Origin of the sequence: Streptomyces sp. NPDC102451, from assembly GCF_044765485.1 — a bacterium.
Lineage (GTDB): Bacteria > Actinomycetota > Actinomycetes > Streptomycetales > Streptomycetaceae > Streptomyces.
On sequence record NZ_JBIWKD010000032.1, the window covers coordinates 14,858 to 34,852 of the forward strand.

At 69.4% G+C, this 19,995-nt stretch carries 16 protein-coding genes and 1 pseudogene; 10 read left to right on the top strand and 7 right to left on the bottom strand.

Annotated features, from left to right (window positions below):
* Window positions 1-115 precede the first annotated feature (115 nt).
* Window positions 116-937, top strand: a complete 822-nt coding sequence (locus tag ACIRD8_RS36705) for a TetR/AcrR family transcriptional regulator (protein WP_404001803.1) — start codon at window positions 116-118, stop codon at window positions 935-937.
* Here ACIRD8_RS36705 and ACIRD8_RS36710 read toward each other — a convergent pair.
* Together ACIRD8_RS36710 and ACIRD8_RS36715 are read right to left on the bottom strand one after the other, a co-directional pair.
* Window positions 904-1,908, bottom strand: a complete 1,005-nt coding sequence (locus ACIRD8_RS36710) for a methyltransferase (RefSeq protein WP_404001805.1) — start codon at window positions 1,906-1,908, stop codon at window positions 904-906. The two genes, ACIRD8_RS36705 and ACIRD8_RS36710, sit on opposite strands and share 34 nt — an antisense overlap.
* A gap of 180 nt (window positions 1,909-2,088) precedes the next feature.
* Window positions 2,089-3,030 carry an aromatase/cyclase gene (locus ACIRD8_RS36715; RefSeq protein WP_404001807.1) on the bottom strand — a complete coding sequence of 314 codons (942 nt, stop codon included), beginning with the start codon at window positions 3,028-3,030 and terminating at the stop codon, window positions 2,089-2,091.
* Window positions 3,031-3,237: 207 nt separating this feature from the next.
* Between ACIRD8_RS36715 and ACIRD8_RS36720 the strand changes: the two genes are divergently transcribed.
* From ACIRD8_RS36720 to ACIRD8_RS36750, 7 genes and pseudogenes are all read left to right on the top strand, one after another.
* Window positions 3,238-3,915, top strand: a complete 678-nt coding sequence (locus ACIRD8_RS36720; protein WP_404001809.1) for a TcmI family type II polyketide cyclase — start codon at window positions 3,238-3,240, stop codon at window positions 3,913-3,915.
* On the top strand, window positions 3,912-5,117 hold the full coding sequence (locus ACIRD8_RS36725; RefSeq protein WP_404001811.1) for a cytochrome P450: 1,206 nt from the start codon (window positions 3,912-3,914) through the stop codon (window positions 5,115-5,117). The genes ACIRD8_RS36720 and ACIRD8_RS36725 overlap by 4 nt, the downstream gene beginning before the upstream one ends.
* Window positions 5,118-5,255: 138 nt before the next feature.
* A complete protein-coding gene (locus ACIRD8_RS36730; RefSeq protein WP_404001813.1) occupies window positions 5,256-5,960 on the top strand; it encodes a Clp protease N-terminal domain-containing protein in 705 nt (234 codons plus the stop codon).
* Window positions 5,961-6,250: 290 nt separating this feature from the next.
* Window positions 6,251-6,991 (top strand): SDR family oxidoreductase, encoded by a 741-nt coding sequence (locus ACIRD8_RS36735; RefSeq protein ID WP_404001815.1) that lies wholly within the window; start codon window positions 6,251-6,253, stop codon window positions 6,989-6,991.
* Window positions 6,988-7,146 (top strand): hypothetical protein, encoded by a 159-nt coding sequence (locus ACIRD8_RS36740; RefSeq protein WP_404001818.1) that lies wholly within the window; start codon window positions 6,988-6,990, stop codon window positions 7,144-7,146. The genes ACIRD8_RS36735 and ACIRD8_RS36740 overlap by 4 nt, the downstream gene beginning before the upstream one ends.
* 253 nt (window positions 7,147-7,399) lie before the next feature.
* On the top strand, window positions 7,400-7,618 hold the full coding sequence (locus ACIRD8_RS36745; RefSeq protein ID WP_404001820.1) for a zinc-binding dehydrogenase: 219 nt from the start codon (window positions 7,400-7,402) through the stop codon (window positions 7,616-7,618).
* A 186-nt stretch (window positions 7,619-7,804) separates the two neighbouring features.
* Window positions 7,805-8,156, top strand: a pseudogene (locus ACIRD8_RS36750) (short-chain fatty acyl-CoA regulator family protein); the annotation flags it as partial.
* On the opposite strand, the gene ACIRD8_RS36755 reads toward ACIRD8_RS36750, so the two are convergent.
* From ACIRD8_RS36755 to ACIRD8_RS36775, 5 genes are all read right to left on the bottom strand, one after another.
* The gene (locus tag ACIRD8_RS36755) at window positions 8,077-8,742 is read right to left on the bottom strand and encodes a deoxynucleoside kinase (RefSeq protein WP_404001823.1); all 666 of its coding nucleotides are present in this window, start codon (window positions 8,740-8,742) and stop codon (window positions 8,077-8,079) included. The pseudogene ACIRD8_RS36750 and the gene ACIRD8_RS36755 sit on opposite strands and share 80 nt — an antisense overlap.
* A gap of 443 nt (window positions 8,743-9,185) precedes the next feature.
* On the bottom strand, window positions 9,186-12,557 hold the full coding sequence (locus ACIRD8_RS36760) for a type ISP restriction/modification enzyme (RefSeq protein ID WP_404001826.1): 3,372 nt from the start codon (window positions 12,555-12,557) through the stop codon (window positions 9,186-9,188).
* A gap of 597 nt (window positions 12,558-13,154) precedes the next feature.
* Window positions 13,155-14,414, bottom strand: coding sequence for a TIGR02679 family protein (locus tag ACIRD8_RS36765; RefSeq protein ID WP_404001829.1), 1,260 nt, complete (start codon window positions 14,412-14,414; stop codon window positions 13,155-13,157).
* Window positions 14,405-18,520, bottom strand: coding sequence for a TIGR02680 family protein (locus ACIRD8_RS36770; RefSeq protein ID WP_404001832.1), 4,116 nt, complete (start codon window positions 18,518-18,520; stop codon window positions 14,405-14,407). The genes ACIRD8_RS36765 and ACIRD8_RS36770 overlap by 10 nt, the downstream gene beginning before the upstream one ends.
* Entirely contained in the window at window positions 18,517-18,888 is a 372-nt protein-coding gene (locus ACIRD8_RS36775) for a DUF2398 family protein (RefSeq protein ID WP_404001835.1), read from the bottom strand. Before ACIRD8_RS36775 ends, ACIRD8_RS36770 begins: the two co-directional genes overlap by 4 nt.
* 75 nt (window positions 18,889-18,963) lie before the next feature.
* On the opposite strand from ACIRD8_RS36775, the gene ACIRD8_RS36780 reads away from it, so the two are divergent.
* Together ACIRD8_RS36780 and ACIRD8_RS36785 are read left to right on the top strand one after the other, a co-directional pair.
* On the top strand, window positions 18,964-19,305 hold the full coding sequence (locus ACIRD8_RS36780; protein ID WP_265541898.1) for a transposase: 342 nt from the start codon (window positions 18,964-18,966) through the stop codon (window positions 19,303-19,305).
* The coding region (locus tag ACIRD8_RS36785; RefSeq protein ID WP_404001839.1) for an IS3 family transposase at window positions 19,302-19,995 on the top strand (694 nt) is incomplete at its 3' end. The genes ACIRD8_RS36780 and ACIRD8_RS36785, both read left to right, overlap by 4 nt.

Genomic DNA, 19,995 nt, shown 5'->3' on the forward strand with positions numbered 1-19,995 from the left:
GCACAGTCCGGCGCGGGCGAAGCGGCACGCCGAGAGCGGCACGAAGATCGGCAACAGCGGGCCCTTGTCCAGTCAACTGAGTGCGCCGTACGCACCTTAGTGGCGGACGCGTAGGATGACTGTCGTGTCGGACTCGAAACCAATCATCTGGATGCGACCGGAGAAGCCGGCGCGAGGCCCCGCGCCCTCGCACAGTCGCGGGCAGATCGCCGCGGTGGCGATCGACATCGCGGACTCCGAGGGCATCGAAGCCGCGTCGGTGCGCGCCATCGCCAAGCGGCTCGGCACCGGTGCGATGACCCTCTACCGCTACCTTCCGACCAAGGAAGACCTCTACACGGTGATGATCGACGAGGCGACCGGCTTCGAGCCGCAGGAGCCGACCGGCGATCTCCGTGCGGATCTGACGACCTTGGCGCGCCGCCGCCGGCAGATCTTCCTGCGGCACCCCTGGCTCGCCCCGCTCCTCGCCACCCGCCCGATCATGGGCCCCAACTTCATGCGCGGCATGGAACGCGATCTCGCCGTTCTCGCCGGCTGCGGTCTGGGTATGGACGACACGATCCACGTGCTCAACCTGATCCACTCCTGGGTCGGCGGCGCCGTGCAGGCCGAACTGACCGAGCGGGCCACGGCGAATCAGTCCGGCCTCGATCGCCACGCCTGGCGGCTGCGGATGGAGCCGTACCTCAAGTCCCTGCTGGAGACCGGTGAGTTCCCGCACCTGAGCCGGATGGTCCAGGCCTCCGAGATCGGGGAGGCGGACGAGCGGTTCGCGAACGGCCTGGCGATCATCCTGGACGGAATCGAAGCCCGCTTCCCGACAGCCACCGGCGAGGACGGATCGCGTGGGCCGGCCGACGGCACCGGCGGGGGTGCGCCGTCGGCGCGGCGCGCGAACGGTCAGGCGTCGGCCCGCAGTTCGACGACGGAGTAGCGGCCGGCGGGTGTGACCGTAGTGGTGTGCAGGCCGACGGTTCCCGCCAGTTCAGCCAGTTGCTCCAGGGTGTGCTGCCGGCCGCCGAAGTAGCCGAGCATGCGCAGGTCACCCTCGGTCTGCACGGTCCGGTCGCCGAAGTAGTCCACGACGAGCACGCGTCCCGTCGTCCGCACCGCGTCGGCGCAGCGCCGCAGGATACGGACGGCCGCCGCGTCGTCCCAGTTGTGCAGGATGCTCGACAGCAGATACCCGTCCGCGCCGCCGGGCAGAGCGTCGAAGAAGCTGCCCGCCACGGTGTCGGCCCGATGGTCGAGACCGGCCGCGGCGATGGCCTTCCCGGCCCGGCGCACGGGGCCGGGCAGATCGACGACGGTCCCCCGCAGATCGGGGTGGGGCTGCAGAACGGCGATGAGCATGCTGCCGTCGCCACCGCCGACATCGACGATGTGCCGGAGCGTTCCCCAGGGGTACGCGCCGACGACGGCGGGCGTGTGCGCCGCCAGTCTGGCGCCCATCAACGCGTCGAAGGACTCGGCGCGCCCTTCGTCCGACGACAGGTCGTCCCAGAACGCCGTGCCGTACTGCTGCGGGAACGCGGCCTCACCCGTACGTACCGTGTGCAGCAGATGGACGAGGCTCAACTCGGCGTGTCCCAGGGCCCCTTCGATGTCGAGTATGGCCCGCATCCCCTCGGGCTCGCCCTCGCACAGGTGGCGGCCCATGGCCGTCAGGCCGTAGGCGCCGGGCCCGTCACCCGTCAGCACGCCCGCTGTCACCAGGTGGTCCAGCAGCCGCCCCAGCGCGTCCCGGTCGGCGCCGACGGCCTCGGCCAGCGCCTCGGTCGTCCCGGCGCCCGCGGCGATGTGGTCGGCGAGCCGCAGCGTCGCCGCCACCCGGACGGCCATCGGGGTCAGCAGATCGGCGGCTGCCCATATCCCCCCGCCTCGGGCGGTCGTCTCCTTGGCCATGACTTCTCCTGACTCGACCGGCTCGACCGGCTCGGTCGGCTCTGTCGGCTCGGCGGTTCTCTGTTCGTCGGACCCGGCCGGGACGGTGCCGTCGCCGGTGCGGCGGCGCACGGTCCGGCCGGGCGGTAACTCGCCCGTCGCGCTGCGGCGAGGTCTCCCGCAGGCTCCGGTGCAGCCGGCTCAGAAGCCGGCGCGCTCCTCCGCGTACGCCTTGGCGAGGCGGAGGTTGCTCATGCTGTTGCCGCTCAGCAGCCGCCGCAGGAACCGGCGCGCCTCGGCGACCGTCGTCGCACCACCCAGTTGGGACAACGCCGCCCGCTTGATCGTGCTGGTGTGCCGGGCCTCGGCGATGACGCCTTCCGGCGTCTCGGTGAACCGCCAGTGGCCGGTGTGCGCGTCCAGCATCGAGGGCAGCGAGATCTGCTTGTACACGATCAGCTCGTTCGGAAGGCAGATCCGCACCGAGCGGACGGTGTGCGTACTGCCGTCCGGGCTCTTGGTGTCCATGTCGAAGAACTGGACGTTCGGCACGTCCTCGGTCATGGCGAGCCCCACCACGTGCGGGATACGCTCCGGCCACAGGTCCGCCCGGTAGAGATAATCGTAGGCGTCCTCGACGGAGCCGGCGATGAACAGCGGGTCAGTGAAGGACACGACGAGTTCGTCCAGGTCGGCCCGGCGCTCGGCCGTGTCGCGGAGGGTGGCGAGGCACTCCTCGCTCTGCTGCGCGATCCTGTCCGGCAACGTGCCGAGATCCGCGCCGGCCGGCGCGTCGACCTGATGCCTCAGCTCGACCCGGGTCCGGTCCGGCGCCAGTTCGGTGAAGACCCACTCGCCGCGGAGGTCGGAGACGGGCTGTTCGGGTTCCCTGTGCGCGAACGTGATACGCCGCCCCGGCCGGTCCGTGCGGCGCACCGTCTGCCAGGTGTGCACGGCGGCGTCACCGGCCAGTGCCCAGTGCCTGACCAACTCTCCCTTCTCGTCGGCGTGGACCGTCTCGGCGTGCACCGCGGACGGGTGGAACTGCGGCCATCGCTCGACGTCCGCGATCAGGTCGAACACCGTCTCCACGTCGGCCTCGATGGTGATGGCGTGGTCAACTCGCCGCTGTGCACTCGACACAACAAGACACCTCACAAGCGTCGTCACATCCCGATCCGTCGCGACCGACGATGTCGGTCCTCGATCGACCTCTCTTCGAGGACCCGTCGAGTGCACCGTCCGTGGTCGGCCCCGGCCGTTGACCGGGCGTCGATCCGGCGTCGAAGGTGCGGGAGCAAGCTGGGCGCAACCCCTGAAACGCAGCCCGCCCATTCGTGAGGAGACGCTATGCCGAGCATCATCACTGTCGGCACATTCGACAGTGGTGGCGTCGCCGACGTCACCAAGATTCTTCAGGAGTTCGACGGCGAGGTCGCGTCCGAACTGCCCCAGCTGCGCCGCCGCCAGGTATTCAGCTACAGCGACCTTTACGTGCACATGCAGGACTGGGACGTCGCCGACCACGACGAGGCATACCGGATCATCAGCACCGACCCCCGGTGCACGCGGCTGACCGAACGCCTGTCGACCTACTTCGGCGATCACGCCCCGACGGAGGACTGGGACGGCCCGGTCGACCGGCCGACGGCCGAGCGTTTCTACCTGTGGCCGGCCGAGCGACTGGACGGCCTGGAGCAGACGTACAGCGCCGTGATCGTCAACACCCAGCGGCAGGAGCACATCCCCGAGGTGTCACGGCTGTTCGCGGAGTCGGACGCGACCGACATCCCGCAGAAGATGGGCACGCTGCGCCGCCAGATCTCCCTGTGGCGCGGCATCTACCTGCACATCCAGGACTTCGCCGTAGCCAACAGCATGGAGGCGATCAGCGAGGTGTGGACGGAAGGCGATCCCCGCTTCCTCCAGCTCGTGGACGACCTCACGGAGATCATTCCGCCGTACGACCCGCAGGGCAATTCACTGGCCACCCGTTTCTACCACTGGGCTGCAGAGGTGTCAGCATGACGAAACTTCCCACCCACCCCGTTCGCCGTCAGCTCCCCGGCGTGCTGCCGGCCGAGTACGAGACACTGCGGGAACGAGGCATCGGCCAGGTCGAACTGCCCACGGGCAAACTCGTCTGGATGGTGGTGCGGCCGGAATACGCCCGTATCGTGCTCTCGGACCCGCGCTTCAGCTCGGACAAGACGGACGACCGGTTTCCGAAGCTGACACCCAATTCGCTGATGAAGCTGCGGTACTGCGCGCCGTTCATGATCAATCTGGACGGTCCGGAACACCTGAAGAAGAAGAAGTCCATCATGGACGAGTTCTCCCCGGAGGGGCTCGCCCGGCTGATGCCTCGCCTGCGGGTCGCCGTCGAGGAGAAGATCGACGACATGCTGCGGCAGCCGGCGAAACCGGTCGACCTGGTGAAGGAACTGGCGTTCCCCATCGCATGGCGGCTGCAGGAGATGTTCCTCGGCATCCCCGCGGCCGAGCTGAAGACGATGCGGGACAACGTCTGGAAGCTGCTGCTCGGCACCACCACCGAGGCCGAGGAGAGAGAGGCGGCCGACCGCCTGAACGGGCACGCGGAAGAGGTCCTGAAGGAGAAGGCCAAGCACCTCGACGACGACATGATGAGTCGTCTGATCATTCAGGAACGCGAGAAGCACGGCGAGGTCGACTGGTACGAACTCGCGCCCCTCATGCTGTCGAACGCCCAGGGCATCCACAACTCGGTGTCCACGATGATCTCGCTGGGCGTGCTCACCCTGCTGAACCACCCGGAGCAGCGGCCGGCGCTGCTCGCCCATCCGGACCGGATGACGATCGCGGTGGACGAGATGCTGCGCTACTTCTCGGTCAACGACGGCACCCCCATGCGGCTCGCCACCGAGGACACGCTGATCGGCGACACACTGATCAAGGCCGGCGACGGCGTGGCGGTGCCGACGCTGCCCGTCAACCGCGACCCGTCGGTGTGCCCGTATCCCCACCAGCTCGACATCATGCGGGAGGAGCCGGCCCGGCACCTGGCATTCGGTCACGGACCGCACAAGTGCCCGGCGGACCGCCTGGTACCGGGCCTGCTGGAAATCGTCTACACGACGCTCTTCGAGCGGGTCCCGACGCTCGCGCTCGCCGTGCCCGAGGCGGAACTGACGTACAAGTACCACTCGATCCAGGCGTTCGGCCCGGCCGAGATGCCGATCACCTGGTAGCGACGGAGTCCGCCGCGCCCGTCGGCGGCGTGCGTGGCCGCCGCGGACGAGCGGGGCGGCCACGCGCGCCCAGGACCGGCCGAGAGAAGTGACAACCTCGGGTTGACACCCATCGATTGACAACCTAAGGTTGACACCATGACGCAGATCACTCCGCCGGTCAAGCTCGACGAGCTCATCACGGCGATCACCGAGAACCACACCACCGCCCTCGACCAGCTCAGCGGCGCCATCCTGCTGGCCGACCACATCGGCGAGGTCGCCGACCATCTCATCGGCCACTTCGTCGACCAGGCCCGTCGTTCCGGCGCGTCCTGGACCGACATCGGCCGCAGCATGGGCGTCACCCGACAGGCAGCCCAGAAGCGGTTCGTCGGCAAGCCCGACGCCAAGCCGTCGAATGCCTTCGAGAAGTTCTCCCGGTCCGCCCGCAGCGCGATCATCGCCGGCATGAACGAGGCCAAGGTGGCCGGCAACGCCGAGATCCTCCCGGCACACGTCCTCCTCGGCCTGCTCGGCACCGACGGCAGCGCGGTCGGCGCCCTGCGGGCACAGGACATCGACCTCGACCGGGCGCGAGACACGGCGGTGGCCGCCCTGCCTCCGCGCAGTGATGCCGATCCGGTGCTCATCCCGTACGACGCCCACGCGAAGAAGGCGCTGGAACTGGCGTCACGGGTGGCCCTGCGCCTCGACCAGGACAGCGTCAGCACCGGCCACATGCTGCTGGGACTGCTGGAGGAGGAGGACGGCGCCGGGATCCTGGCCTCGCTGGGACTCGACTCGGCGGCGGCCGAGCGTTTCGTGGCGGAGGCCGACGACGAATCGTCCACCGCCTCGTAGCAAGACCGGCCGGAGGCGGAAGTTCCGGGCGAGGTGGAGCCAGTCCGTCAGAGGTGAAACCCCGCCCGGAACTGCTCGCACCCCGCTCCGACCCGCCACCGGCCCCCTTCCCCGACCCGTACCCCGTACCTACGGAGTGGTGTGATGACTTTCGACCGGACCCGGATCCTCGGCCTTCGGCGCCTACGGAGGGCACGTCAGGGCGAGACCGCGGCGGAAAGCCTCGCACCGGCGCCCTCCTTGGCCTCACCGCGCCGACCGGTGAGCGCACGTACGGGAGCGTCCGCCTGATGGCGGCGCCGGACACCGACGGCCGGATCGCTCTCGTCACCGGCGCTTCGGGAGCGCTCGGCGGCGCCGTGGCGCGGGTCCTCGACCACCGTGGCTACCGGGTGGCGTTGCACTACACCAGCGGCGAGGACCGGGCCCGCAAGGTGGCGGCCGAGCTCAGCAGGCCGAGCACCCTCGTGGGGGCGGACGTCGCCGACTGGGCCGCCACCCGGGACATGATCGACCGGGTACGCGCCGAGCTGGGCGGCATCAGCGTCCTCGTCAACGCGGGCGCGATCCGCAGGGACGGCCTCATGGCCACCCAGTCCGTCGACGACTGGACCCGGACGGTCGCCGTCAATCTGCTCGGCACCTTCCACACCTGCCGGGCGGCACTCCCGGACATGATGCGGGGCCGATGGGGCCGCATCATCAACGTCGTCTCGCCCGCCGGCCTTCTCGGCAGCCGTGGCCAGACGGCGTACTCGGCGGCCAAGGCCGGCGTGCTGGGGATGACCCGGAGCCTGGCCCTGGAGTGCGGGCGGTTCGATGTGACGGTCAACGCGCTGTCACCGGGCCTCATGGACACCGCGCTCACCGAGGAAATACCGGCCGCGGTCCGCACCGCACTCGTGGGCCGGACAGCATTCGGCCGCCCGGGCACGCCCGATGAGGTGGCCCGAGGCATCGAACTGCTGCTGGACGCGGACTACATGACTGGTCAGGTGCTGTCCATCGACGGGGGCATGTCGATCTCGTGACCACCGACGCTGCCGAAGGGCCACTGCGCAACAAGGGTGACCACCTCCGGTCGAACGTCGTGCGCGCACTGCGGCACACGGCAGCCTTCGCCTGCCTGACCGGGGCACTGCTCCTGTACGGCGCGGACCGGATCGCAGCAGGACAGCCCAGGTAGAAGTGGACAAGCTGACCGACCGGCTCGCCGTACGGGTCGAACTACTGGCCCGCTGCCGCGCGGAGAGCATCGGGATTTCGGTGCGCTTGCCGCCGAGGAAGAAGTGACGGCGTGACTTCTTCCAGGCTGCCTCTCGACCTGTCAGGTCAAGGTGTCACTCATCCGCGCAGCAGTCCCAAACCGTCATGACCACACCGGCTCTTCAGGCCGCGTGACTGAACCTGTCACCCAACGCTGCATCAGACCCCTGCTCATGCACGGCAAATCGCTCCTGACCTACAGCAGCAACCTGCTCAGTCAGACCCACCCCGAGCGGCTCGCCGACAGTGCCCGCCGTGCACTCGGCCTCGTCGCCGACGGCCAGGTCCGCATGGACATCACCGCCGAGTACGACCTCGGGGACCTGGACATGGCCGTGCAGCGCCTCGCCGAGGGCGCAACCCATGGCAAGAGCATCCTCCGCGTCGCCTGACAACATCGGCGCCGGGCAGCGGCCTCGGCCGCTGCCCACCCTGCCGTGCCCCACACAGCCACACCAATCACGTCAAGCCCCGAAGGACTTCCGGAGCCGACTACTAAGCGGAAGCGCAGTGACCATTCCGGTCGCGAAGACGAGGACCACCACCTGGACCCGGTGCGCAGCCGGAGTACGGAGAGGATGCCGGACGGGAAGCGGCACTTCTGGATCGCCCGCACCGTCACGCGCGGCGGCCACGGGCATCACGCGCCGCGCGCCGAGTTCGCCGTCGCGCTCGGCTCCGAGCTGCGCCACGCCCACCGTCTGGTCCACGCGGCAGGCGTCGCACTGGATGACCCCCGAGCCGCCACACCGATCGGGCTCGGCTGCCGGATCTGCGAACGCCGGGACTGCGCCCAGCGGGCCCGCCCGCCGGCCGGGGGTGTCCGGATGGCCGACGAGCCGGCGGAGAATCAGGCGCGCCGCGCCCTTGCCAGTGCCAGGGCATCCGCAACCTGCCGGACCACACGCTCCGCGTCCTCGGGGCGGTTGACGACATCGGTGTCGGTCATGTCGATCACGAGGACGTCACTGGCGGAGTAGTGCTCGTGGACCCAGTCGTCGTACCCCGACCACAGCGTCCGGTAGTACTCGACGAGGCTCCGGTCCTGCTCGAAGTCGCGTCCCCGCAGCCCGATGCGGTGCAGCACCGTCTCGAAGTCCGCTCGGAGATACACCATGAGATCAGGCGCCTTGCGGTAGGGCAGTCCGTCGATCTCCCGCATCATCTCCGTGAGCAGACCCTCGTAGACCTGCATCTCCAGGGAGCTGATCCTGCCGAGGTCGTGATTGACCTTGGCGAAGTACCAGTCCTCGTAGATCGACCGGTCGAGGACGTTGTCGTCCTGCTTGTACGCCTCTTTGATCGCGGCGAATCGCGTCTGCAGGAAGTAGAGCTGGAGCAGGAAGGGGTAACGCCTCGCCTCTATCTCTTCCGCGCCGGCCGTGTAGAAGAGCGGCAGGATCGGATTGTCCTCCACGCTCTCGTAGAAGACGTTGCTCCCCAGCCCCTTGGCGATCAGTTCGGCCACACTCGTCTTACCGATCCCGATCATGCCGCCGACGCAGATCACTGCCATACCTCGCTTCTCCCTGGGGACGGTTCTCGGGGCGTAAATCCCACGGCCCCCTCCCGGCGGGCGACCGAAGCGGAATCATAGCGGCACGTAGCGGTCATCGAACCCGTGTCCCAACCGGCGCGACGCGGCGGGGGTCATCCTGCTCGAGCTGCTCGCGCCGGTTGGGCTGCGCGTCGGCACGGAGGGGACGGCCGGGCAGACATCAGAAGGGGAGGGATTGACGTATTACCAGGTCAGAGGCGGTTCATGGCCCAGCCATAGGACCCTACGGACGCTCGGAGCGTCCGTGCGTCACCATGTGGACCACGCAGAGCTGGATGTCCGCGAGCGGCCAGATGTTCTGGATCGAGTCGGGCAGGCCCTTCAGGTCTTGGCGCTCTCGCTGTGCGTCTCGCTGACGACGTTCCGACTTCCCGTCCAGGACACCGGGTCAGGTAGCAGCTCTACGGAGCTTGTCGCTTCCTGCGAGGCGACTGCGTGGCGCCGGAATTCCTGCTCCTGCGCGACCGCGCCATCGGAGCGGCGGCCGGAGAGCTCCCGTCTGCGGTGAGTGGTTTGACAGCGTGCGGCTCGCGCGCCTCGATTCCCTCGGTCCCGGGGATGGGGTCGGTCTGTATACACGCGGGAGCGGAACGACGGGCGGTGTCCGGGACAGGCAGGACATTCCTACGCTGCAACTCGGCGACACTGACCAGCGGTGACATGAGAACACGGTCGAGCAGCTCGTTCTGAGCCGACTGCAGCTCGACCAGATGCCACAGGACAGCCAGCACGTGTTGGAGTTCCTCGCTCCAGGCAGGATGCCACCGGTCGGGCCGGATGTGGTCCAGCGGGCTGACGGCCCTGCGAGACGGTGGTCCCGTCCTGCGTTTCAACCAGCCGTCGAGAACGTTCTGCCCGCTTACCTGGTAATCCCGCATGTGTTGAGTCACCGGCCCGAAAACACCTTGCCCGAAGTGGAGTTCCAGACGGTCGGAGTCGTAGTCGAAGCTCTCGGGTAGCTCGTCCCTGCCTACCTGTCTTTGGTAAGTGATCGCTGGCTGCGCGGTCGTCCATACCCCCTGGGGCCTGCCGGGCCTCCCCGCCACCGGGTCCGCGAGCCTCTCCCCGAAGACGGAGGCCCAGATCACCTTCCGCCCGATGTGCAGCGCCTCCGACCACAGCGTGGTGTCTCCGGTGAGGGGTACGCGGACGCCGATGGTCGTGAGTTCGTCGTGGAAGCGGGACCGGAATCCGGGGTGAGCCGTGATTGCGGCTATGTAGGCGGCCAAGTCCTCTACGGAGACGGGCAGCCCACCGAAGGAGTTGCGAAGATGCTGCAGAAGGCCGGGGGTCGCATTGGGGGTGCCGTCCTTCTGCAGGAGAGGTATCACCCTGCCGCCGCCCCAGCCGGCGAAGTGATGCATATCCGGCTTCAGCGCAGTGAACAGAGTGGCGGGGCCGTCACCGAACCGTTCGGAGTGCAGCTCCACGATATATATCTGGTCCTCGGCCCGGTTGTCCCACAGCTCCGGCGAGCATCGGTCGAGGACCCTGTTGTCCGGGATGATCCACTGCCGATCGAATGGGCGGAAGGCCACGGGCACTGGTTCCGGACACTCGGGACCTGCCTCCAGTATCGACCGTCTTCCCTGTGTCGAACCCGGGAGCGGCTTCACGGGCCGGTCTACGGTACGGCCGCCCTTGGTCTCCCGGAATAAGGCGCGCTTCTCGGCGATGTCTGTTTCGGCGGTCAGTCTCCGCCACCGGGAGCGCAGTGTGTCGGGGTCCGACGAGTAGACCCATGTCCGCTTGGGCAGAATTCCGGGCACGGTCCATGGCAACAGATCGTTCAGTGCGGGATAGGTGTCCCATGCTCCGAGGGCCGCGGGCGTGAACGGGGCCTGAACGTCCTCACGTACCGGACGCCACTGGTCACTGTCGGGCCCGAGAGCCTCCAGCTGCGCGTACTTCTCCTCACGAGTGCTGCCGTCCAGAGCAACGTACCTGATACGAGCGGGTTCGGTGTTGGCGCTGCTGCGGACGAACACGGCGATCGTCAGCTGCTGTTGAACGTCTTCGAAGAGGCGTGTCCGCAAAGGTGGCTGGATGCCCTCCGGGCTGAGGTCGATGATCCAGCCCTCGGAACAGGTCTCACGCAGGTACTTTCGCATCCCTCGGAAACCGGGCCCGCTGAGGAAGCCCGCGGTGCTGATGAAGGCGACGATTCCACGGTCCGACTCGGAACGATGCTGTTCGAAGACTTTGAAGGTGGCCCAGCGCCAGAAGTAGACGTACAGGTTCTTGAGCTTGTTCTCGTGCACTCCGTTTCTGCCACCGAGGCGGAAGGCATCGAGCAGAGGTGCTCTGTGATCCCCCTCGCGGCCCTTCTCCACCCAGCCGCCCTCCCCCTCGGCTCTCTCCCGGTCCGGCGGGTTGCCGATCATGACGGTGACCTTCTGCTCGCGCTTGATCCAGTCCGCCTTGCGGGTGTTCTCGACCAGAGGATCGCCATCGGGCAGGAACGTGAAGAGCGTGGCCCTCTCGTAGGGGTCTGCAAGGGTGTCGGCGAGATGGAGCCGCAGATCGCCGAGTTGAGTGTCGGTGTCTTGCTCGCGGAGGGTCTGGGTGATCCTCATCTGGGCGACCGCGTAGGCGGCCATCTGACGCTCGAAGCCGATCAGCCGGCCCGCCAGCTGTTCCACCGCTTCGCCGCGGAAACCTTCCCCGCGGTGGGAGCGTTCTTCGGCGACCCTGTCGATGATCTCGCTCAGGAATGTGCCGGTGCCCATGGCGGGGTCGACGATCGTCACCTGATCGTCCGCGAAGCCGTCCACACAGTTCAGACGGGTGCGCAGGACAGCGTCGGTGAAGCGGACCATCTCCTTCACCAGACGGGGTGGGGTGTAGTACGTACCGGAGCGCCTACGCAGATCGCGGTCGTACTCCTGGAGAAAATCCTCGTAGAGATGAACGTGGGCGTCGGGCGTCCGGGCTCGGATCGCCTCCCAGTCAACAGCATCGATGACCTGCACAAGCGTGTCGATTCGACGCGCGAACTCGGCGTCCACCGTCTCCGTCAGCAACTGCAGGGCTCGGCCCATGACCGTGTTCTCGGCCTTCAACTCATGGGCGACGTCTGCGAAGTTGCGGTCGGCGAGCGGTACGTTCTCGATACGGGCCAGCAGCAGGGCGAAGGCGATCGTCTGGGTGTAACGGTCGGCGAAGAGGTGGTCGGGGTCCTGTCCATCGGTTGAGGGGAAGAGCACCTTGCTCCAGTGGTGCGCCAAGGCGGTGAAAGGCCTGGGAGCCCGTCGGCGGCTGCGCGGACCGTCCGGCGTTCTGCGTTCGAGGGCGAGCTGCTCCAGTACCTCCTCTCGCAGGTACTGGCACAGCGGAGCAATGGACGAAACCAACTGGCCAACAGAGGTGATGGGATGAGGCTGCCACCCGAGGAATTCCCGCAGCAGATCCAGAAACGCCACTCCTTCGGCTTCGCTGGTACGCAACCGACTGCCGGACCGGTACAGATCACCTTCGAGCCGAGCCGTGCGGAGAGGCCGCGACCCGCCTCGGTACAGGCACCAGGTGCGACCATTGCTGTACAGCACGTTGGGCAGCCGACGCATCAGCTCCCACTGCTCCCGGTCCCGCTTCGTGAAGCCGTCAGGCGTGACGTCGTGCCCGGGGGCCTTCAGCTCGAGGAAGCCGGTGATGCGCCCCGATGTCTCCACCGCGTAGTCCGGACGCACCCGAGCCTCAGGCAAGGGGTACTCAGGATGAAGGCGAGGACTCAGCTTCCAGCGCGCCGCGAAAGCCTCCACCAGCTTCGCCACTGGCAGGCTGATGGATGCCTCCGTGTCGCTGACCCTCAGCCGCTCCCTGCACTCGGATCCAAATTCCGCGACGAGAGCCCGTACCCACTCCTCCGGCATCCTGTCCCCCTCCAAGTTTGCGGACGCGGACGATGAATCACCGCAGACACAGTTTGTTGGGGGCGAAAGGGCCGGCTCAGTGCGCACGGGGGGCGCGGGAGGAGCACGGACGGCGCGTTCCGCGAACGCTGGGAAAGGAGGGGCGGGTGTTGCGGAGGAGCCGCTGGGCATGCCGTGGGGCCAGGCCGCTGTCGAGCCGCCTGACTGCTGGTCACGCAGGCGCTGCGCGCCAACTGCTCGTCCATCTTGCCGAGGCCTCCGCCGGCCTCCGACGGCGACGTCACGGGTGGCGAGACCAGTGGCCGCAGCGTGAGCAAGCAGCCGGTGGACCCCAACGACCCGCTGTCCGGGTACCCGGGCGGAGAAACTCCTCGGTCTCGGACGCCGACGACTTCGCGCTGCACCGGGAGAACCCCATCACCGCCCCTGCCAATGTCTCCGCCGAACCCGGAACGGTTCACCCTCAACTGCCCCTGCCCAGCCGGACGGTCACGCGCCTCACCTGAGATCGGACAACAGCAGCTCCAACTCCCTCTCCTCCTCGACACGAACACCGAGTTCGGCGACGGCCGTAGCGAGTGCGGGCTCCCAGGGGGTCTCCGTCGGGGTGCTGACGAGCGGTGACAGCGGAGGTCGGGCACAGCGGAGCACGGCGGCGCGGTAGTCCGCGGCCTTGTAGCGCCAGGGCAGCCAGGGGACGCGGCGGCGAAGGGCGCCGGCGATCCGGAGCCCTCCCCAGTCGAAGTCCCCGTGGTAGTACAGGGTCGCTCCGTGGTCGTGCAACCCCCGGAGCAGTGTGAGGGCGGCGGCGGAAGGCTGGCCTTGGAGGCAGACCAGGGGCGGGCAGGCAGGGCCGAGCATGTCGGCCGCCGCCGCGAGGACGGTCGGGTTCTCGCAGATCCGCACCACGGGATCGGCGACGGCCGGAGGTCTGCGGGTGAGCTGGCGAAGGGTGAGCACACAGGGTTCGCCGTCTTCGGCCAGGCGGTCCAGGGCCGGGGTGCCGCGCAGGTTCAGGGTCAGGACGGTCGAGGACAGCTCGTCCCGCAACAGCCCCACCGAGGCCCAGGCCTCACGTCGCCATTCGGCGCCTTGACCATCGTGGAAACCGGTCAGCGCACGGGCCCCGGACAGAGTGAGGGTGGCCAGCGGTGTGCCGTCGTCAAGGGCGTGAGCCCAGCCGAGGACCCGGGCAGCGAAGGCGGGTAGCGAGACGACCGGGACGGCGGGGAGTGCGTACAGGGCGGTACACACACCGGTGAGCAGGTCGAACGTGACGTCTGGTGTGCGCCCCAGACGCCGCGCCAGGCCGTCGGCGCGTATCCGGGCCGCCCACTCCGCAAGCGCGGGGACCGTAGCGACGAGCTCGTCGAGCGGCGTGTGCGCCCTCCCCCAGGCTTCCTCCTCCTCTTGGCGGGCTTGGACGAGTGATGTGACAGGCCCAGTGAGCGCCGCGACCGCGGCGGCGAGGCCATTCGGGCTGGCGCTCGAACGGCGCAGTACAGCGTCGACCGCTTCCAGCCGTACGGTCAGAGACCTGCCGCCACCGGGGGCCCGGGCGAGAAGTCGTTCGGCCGCCGCTCGCTGGGCCGGAGTGGGATCGGCCAGGGACACGGTACCGGTCAGGGGCTGCCCGGCCACCAGTCGTCGGCGCGCTCGTTCGACGAGCCAGGAGAGATCCGGTGTGCCGAGCAGCCTGGCGAGACGCGGGCTGTCGACTGCTTCGGCGCCGTGCTCGGGCCCGTGGGTCAGCTCCACAGCGGCTCGGGCTCCGCCACGCCGGGCGCGTCCTGGAGTGCGTGCCGTACGGGGTCCTCGCGGCGCTGCCGTCGCGTGCCGTCCCATTCCCACCGGGTGACGAGGACCGCCGCCACCTCGTCGACCCGGGACAGTTGAGCGATGGCGATGCCGGGCACCTGCGGGTAGCAGGCCCACTCCCGTTCGCTGGTCATGACCACATCGAGGTCAAAGGCGCTCAGGAGGCCGAGGCACTTGGCTCGGGAGTCGTCGTCCACGCCGGCGAAGGCCTCGTCCAGGGTGACCAGGCGGGGCGCGTGCGAGCTGCCCGCACTGGCGTAGTGCGAGGAGGCGGCGGCGAACAGCGGTACGGACATGGCGAGGACGCGTTCGCCACCGGATGCGGGGCCGGTGGCCGGTACCCACCGCCCGTGTTGGTGGCGTTCGACGCCGAACTCGTGCCAGGAGCGGTAGTCGAGCGCGGCAGTGAGGTGCTCGAGCCAGCTGCCGGAGCCGTCGTCGGACTGCTGGCGGGCGATCTGGGTCTGGAGGAACTCGCCCACCGCCGCGCGGTCCTGCGAAGTCCAGGCGTCCGCGGACTGGCGCAGCCTCTCGCGGGCTTGGGCCAGTCCGGACGGGGCCTTGCGCGAGGCCCGCCACACCAGCCGAAGTCTCATGCCGGTGGAGGTGGGGCGGTCCTCCAGTTCGGTGTTCATGTCCCGCACCTGTCGTTCAGCGGCACCGATGAGTTCCTGGAGGGTGCCGGCGACCTCGGTGATCAGGTGGGTCTCGAGGATCTCGCGTTCGCGCGCGGACAGGATGCGGGTGAGCTCGCCCACCTCCGTGGCGAGCGCTTCGGCGAGTTCGGGTACGGCACGCTCACGGCCCTGGTAGACGATGTCGACGACCATGCCGTCCTCGACCATGCGGGCGGAGGCGCTGTGTCCGTGCCGGGACAGGGTGTCCTGCAGGGTCTTGAGTTCCTCGCTGAGCCCGCGCTGTACGCGCTCCCAGGCGGCGTCCGTGTCGTCGGTGGACGACAGGCCGGAGTCGATGGCGCGGGCGAACGCGATGGCCGGGGTCGCGGCCCAGTGGCCGTCGTCCGAGGCGGGGACGGTGACCTCGGGCAGCGCGACCGCGACCAGGCCGGTGGTCGTGAAGCGCTCGAGCGCGGCGATGGCCTCCGCGCGGGCGTCGACGGCTTCGGCGAGGTCCTTCTCCAACTGCTCGATCCGCCCCTCGGCCCGGCTCGCCTCCCGGTCGGCCTGGGCGTGACGCCGCCCGGCGTTCTTCCGGTCGGACTCACAGATCCGCTGTGCCTCGGTGGTCTCGGCGAGGCGCCGTTGGAGATCGGCGACGGCGGCGCCGACGGTGGAGCGCAGAGTCCGGTGCCGCTCATCGGCAGCCGCCGCCTCGCGCGCCGCCTCTTCGGACCGCTCGGCGAGGTCGACGACACGCTGCTGCACCTCGGCCGCCTCGGCACGCTCGTCGTCCACCTGCCGTGCGGCCTCCCCCCGTTCGCGCAGCGCGGGCCACAGGGCCGCCAGCGCGGTGGCGAGGGAGCCGAGGGCGTGACGCACGGCGGTGAGTCCGGTTCGGTCGGCGGGCAACCCCAGATCAGCGGCGGCCTCGACGAGCTCGGCGGCGGCCCGCTCGGCGAGCTCAGCCATCTCAATGACCTCAGTGGCACGCCCCTCATACCGGGCACGAGCCTTGCGTACGGTCTCGGCCGCGGCGCTCACGAGCGCGTGTGCCCTGGTGAGCGGCGACTCGTCGGGGACGTCTGCGAGCTCGGCGTCGAGCGTGCGCCGGCGTGCCGCGATCGCCGCGGACCGAGCCGCGAGATTCTCCGACTCCTCGCGCAGAGAGGCGAGTTCAATGCCGAGCGCCGCGACCCGGGCCCGGCGCGCTGCTTCGCGTGCGCCCTCGCCGATGTACGTGGCGGCGGGCTTGGCCCACGTACCGGTCAGCGCACCGACCCGAAAGCGCCCGTCGGGTGCAGCCCATGTCGTGGCTCCTCCCCCGCCGTCGAGGCCGATGGCGGCGAGGAGTCGGGTCACCGTCGTCCCGTCCAGGACAGCGGCCCGCCCATCGCCGTAGTCCACGGCGGGGCCCAGAACGTCTGCCAGTGAGGGGCCGCTCACCGGTCCGTTCGACGGGGAGAGAAGGACATCGTGTCCGTCCACGGCGAGGGCGGAGCCGTCGGGCAGCACCCAGGCGTCGAGGAGGCCGGAGGCTTCGAGCGCCGCTTCGAGCCCGGCACGGCCGGCTTCGGGCAGTTCGTCACGGAAGTCGACCAGGCGCCAGAGCGGCGCGCCCGGCAGCGTTTCGCGCAGGCCGGGGGCCCGCGTCGCCGGGGGCCGGGGTTCGCGTCCGGCACCGGCTTCCAGTGCGGTGAGCTCGCGACGGGCCTCGGCGGTGCGCTCTGCCAGCTCCGTGGTCGCGCGGGCGGCTTCGGCCGCCTGGTCGGCAAGGTCCACCGAGCGGGCGGTGTGCGCCCGGGTGGCCGAGACCCGCGCCGGGTAGGGGCCGTCGAGGTGGCGGGTCCACTCCTGGAGTTCGTCCAGGAGGCCCGTCGCGTCGGCGTAGGACAGCTCCTTCCAGGCGCGGGCGCGTTCGCGTACGTCGTCCAGGAGGGCCCGGCCCGCCCGCGCCGCGTTCTCCTCCGCCTCGCCGTGCGTCTCGGCGGCCAGCGCGAGATCGGTCTCCGCCTCGTCGAGACGGCCCGACGTCCGACGGTGCTCGGCGGCGGCCCGCTCGGATGCTTCGACGCGGCGCTGGATGTGGTCGAGCCCCCGTTGGACGCGGTCCGTGGCTTCCTCGACGGCCCGCCGCGATTCGGGCTCGGGCAGCAGGTCGTCCGCCGGCAGAGCGACGTGCCCGGCGGCTGCCTGCTCCCGCGCATGGGCGGAGATCCCTTCGGCGGCGCCCCGCGCGGCACGCAGCCGGTTGTCGGCGGTGCCGAGCCGTCCGAGGGCCTTGGTGTGGAGGGCGTCCGCCTGCTGCCGGTCGTGCCGCGCCCGTTCCGCCGCCTGTCCGGTCCGCGTCACGGCCTGGGCGGCGTGCTCCAGCTCTCGGGCGTCGCGCATCTCGGGCGCCTCGCGCAGCGCTGCCTCCTGGGCCCGCAGACGTTCCCCCGTCTCGGCCAGGGAGCTGATCTCCTTCTCGGCCGCCGCCCGCTGCTCCTCGGCGTGGGTTCGGCGCTCCTGGTCATCGGCCAGATCTCGCTGCACACGCTCGTAGCGGAAGTGCTCGGTGCGAGGGAGCCGGGCGCGGCGCCGGGTGGCGATCCGGGCGTACCGCCGGTAGTGCTCCAGGAAGGCGGCGGCGGCTCGCTCGGCGGCGGACGCGGCGGCCAGCTCGTCCTTCTCCTCGTCCAGGGAGCGGAACGCCTCGGCCACGTCGGCGATGACGGCCGGGTCCACGGGCGGCAGCGCCTCGGTGAGGGCGCGGGAGAGAGCGGCTTCGTTGGGCCGCTTGGAGAGCTGGGGCTGGCGCAGCTGGATGAGCAGGTCGACCAGGGCCGCGTAGCGCTGCTCTCCGAGGCCGAAGAGCGCTTCGTCGACGGCCCTGCGGTACGCCTTGGCCTGGTCATACACCATGCCGTGCCCGGCGACGGCCTCGGCAAGACGGTCCCTGGACAGGGCCGTGCCGGTGGCGTCGAGGAGCCGGAAGCTCTCCTCCGTTCGTTCGGTGGAGCCGTGGTCGACGCGCTGGCGGGTGACGGCGTACCAGTGTCGGGCGATGCCCCGCCCGCCGACGGCCTTGAGCCCGCACAGCAGCGTGCGGAAGTGCTGCTCGCCGGTCGCGTCGTCGAGCCTGCCGAATTCGATCCAGGTGTAGCCGAGTCGTTCGGTGTGCGGGTGCTCGCCACCGAGGAGCAGATTCCACTCCATCCGCTTGCCCGGGTCGCCGTCGGGTTCGACACGACGCGGACTGAGGTCGCCGTCGAGCAGGAACGGCAGGGTCAGGGCGAGCACCTTGGACTTACCGGTGCCGTTGTTGCCGCGCAGCAGCAGGCGCCCGTCCCGGAAGCGGAACTCCTCCACGTCGTAGTGGAACAGGTCGACGAGCCCGATGCGCAGGGGTTGCCAGCGGGAACGCCGCGGGGTGGGGAGGCGGGTCACGAGGTGGCCTTTCGCTGCGGAGGCACGGGGGCGGAACCGGCTTCGCGGATGACGGTCTCGCCGACCGCGTACCGGGCGAGGGCGGGTCGCACCACGACCGCGTAGGGAGTACGGGAGACCAGGCCGAGCGCGGCCAGCCGGGCGACGGCCTGTTCGACGAGCTCGGTCTCCATGCCTGGCTCCCGGGCGGACTTCGACCAGAATCCGCCGTGCTGGGAGGCGAGTTCACGGACTCGGATGGCAAGCTCGTCGAGATCGACGAGGCCGTCGGCGGCGGCCAGGTGCCCGGCGAGCAGCAGGGTGATATGGCCGTAGGTGCCCTGTTCGGGCATGCGGAGGTCAGTGAGGTCGTCTTCGGGGTCGACCATGGCTGAAGTGACCCCTTCGATGCCGACACCTGAACGGCAGGTCGCGTGGCGGCCTGCGGGTGGAAGTGGTCTGCCATGGCTCGTGGCAAGCAGTTCCCGGAAGAGTTCAAGAACGACGCGGTCGAGTTGGTGCTCTCCTCGCCGGAGAGGCCGGTCGCGGACATCGCCCGGTCGCTGGGTGTGCACAAAGCGACGCTGGGCACCTGGGTGGAGCGTGAGCTGGGCCGGAGGCGTAAAGCCGCCGGCAACGACGGCGGTGACGTCGCGGTGAGCCGGGAGGTCGAAGCGCTGAAAGCGCAGGTCCGCGAGTTGGACCGGCTGCTGTCCGAGCGGAATCACGAGCTGGCGCATGCCCGGCAGGACATCGACATCCTGCAGAAGGCGGCCGCCTATTTCGCACGGGAGACGGGGCAGTGATCCGCTACCGCTTCGTTGATGAGATCCGCGCGGAACACCCGGTCAAAAGGGTGTGTGACCTGCTGGGATGGGATAGATCCAGCTACTACGGATGGAAGGAGCGCCAGCCCGCAAGAGACGCGAAGAACGCCTCGGACGAGGACCTGCTCGTAGAGATCCGGCAGATCCACGACGCCTCGTCGGGAACCTACGGGGCCCTGCGTGTCACCCGGGCCCTGCACCGCCGGGGTGTCGTGGCGAACAGGAAACGGGTCGCGCGGATCATGCACGAGCACGCCATCCAGGGCATGTCCAGGCGTCGGCGCAAGTCGCTGACCCGCCAGGACAGGAAGGCGGTGCCGGCGAAGGACCTGGTCAGGCGGGACTTCACCGCTCCGATGGCCGGTCTGAAACTCGTCGGAGACATCACCGAGCTGCCCACCGGGGAAGGCCAGCTGTACCTGGCGACGGTGATCGACCTGTGCACGAAGGAACTGGTCGGCTGGTCGATCGCCGATCACATGCAGGCAGAACTGACCGAAGCAGCTCTCCGTATGGCCCATCAGCAGGGCCGCACGGCGGGCAACGCGATCTTCCACACCGACCGCGGCAGCCAGGGCGAATTCAACTGGTCGTCGCAACACCTCGTGATCAGCGAGGTGTGGGATGGCGCGTCGTCAGCAGGCAGCCGATCGAGCGGTGCGTCTGAAG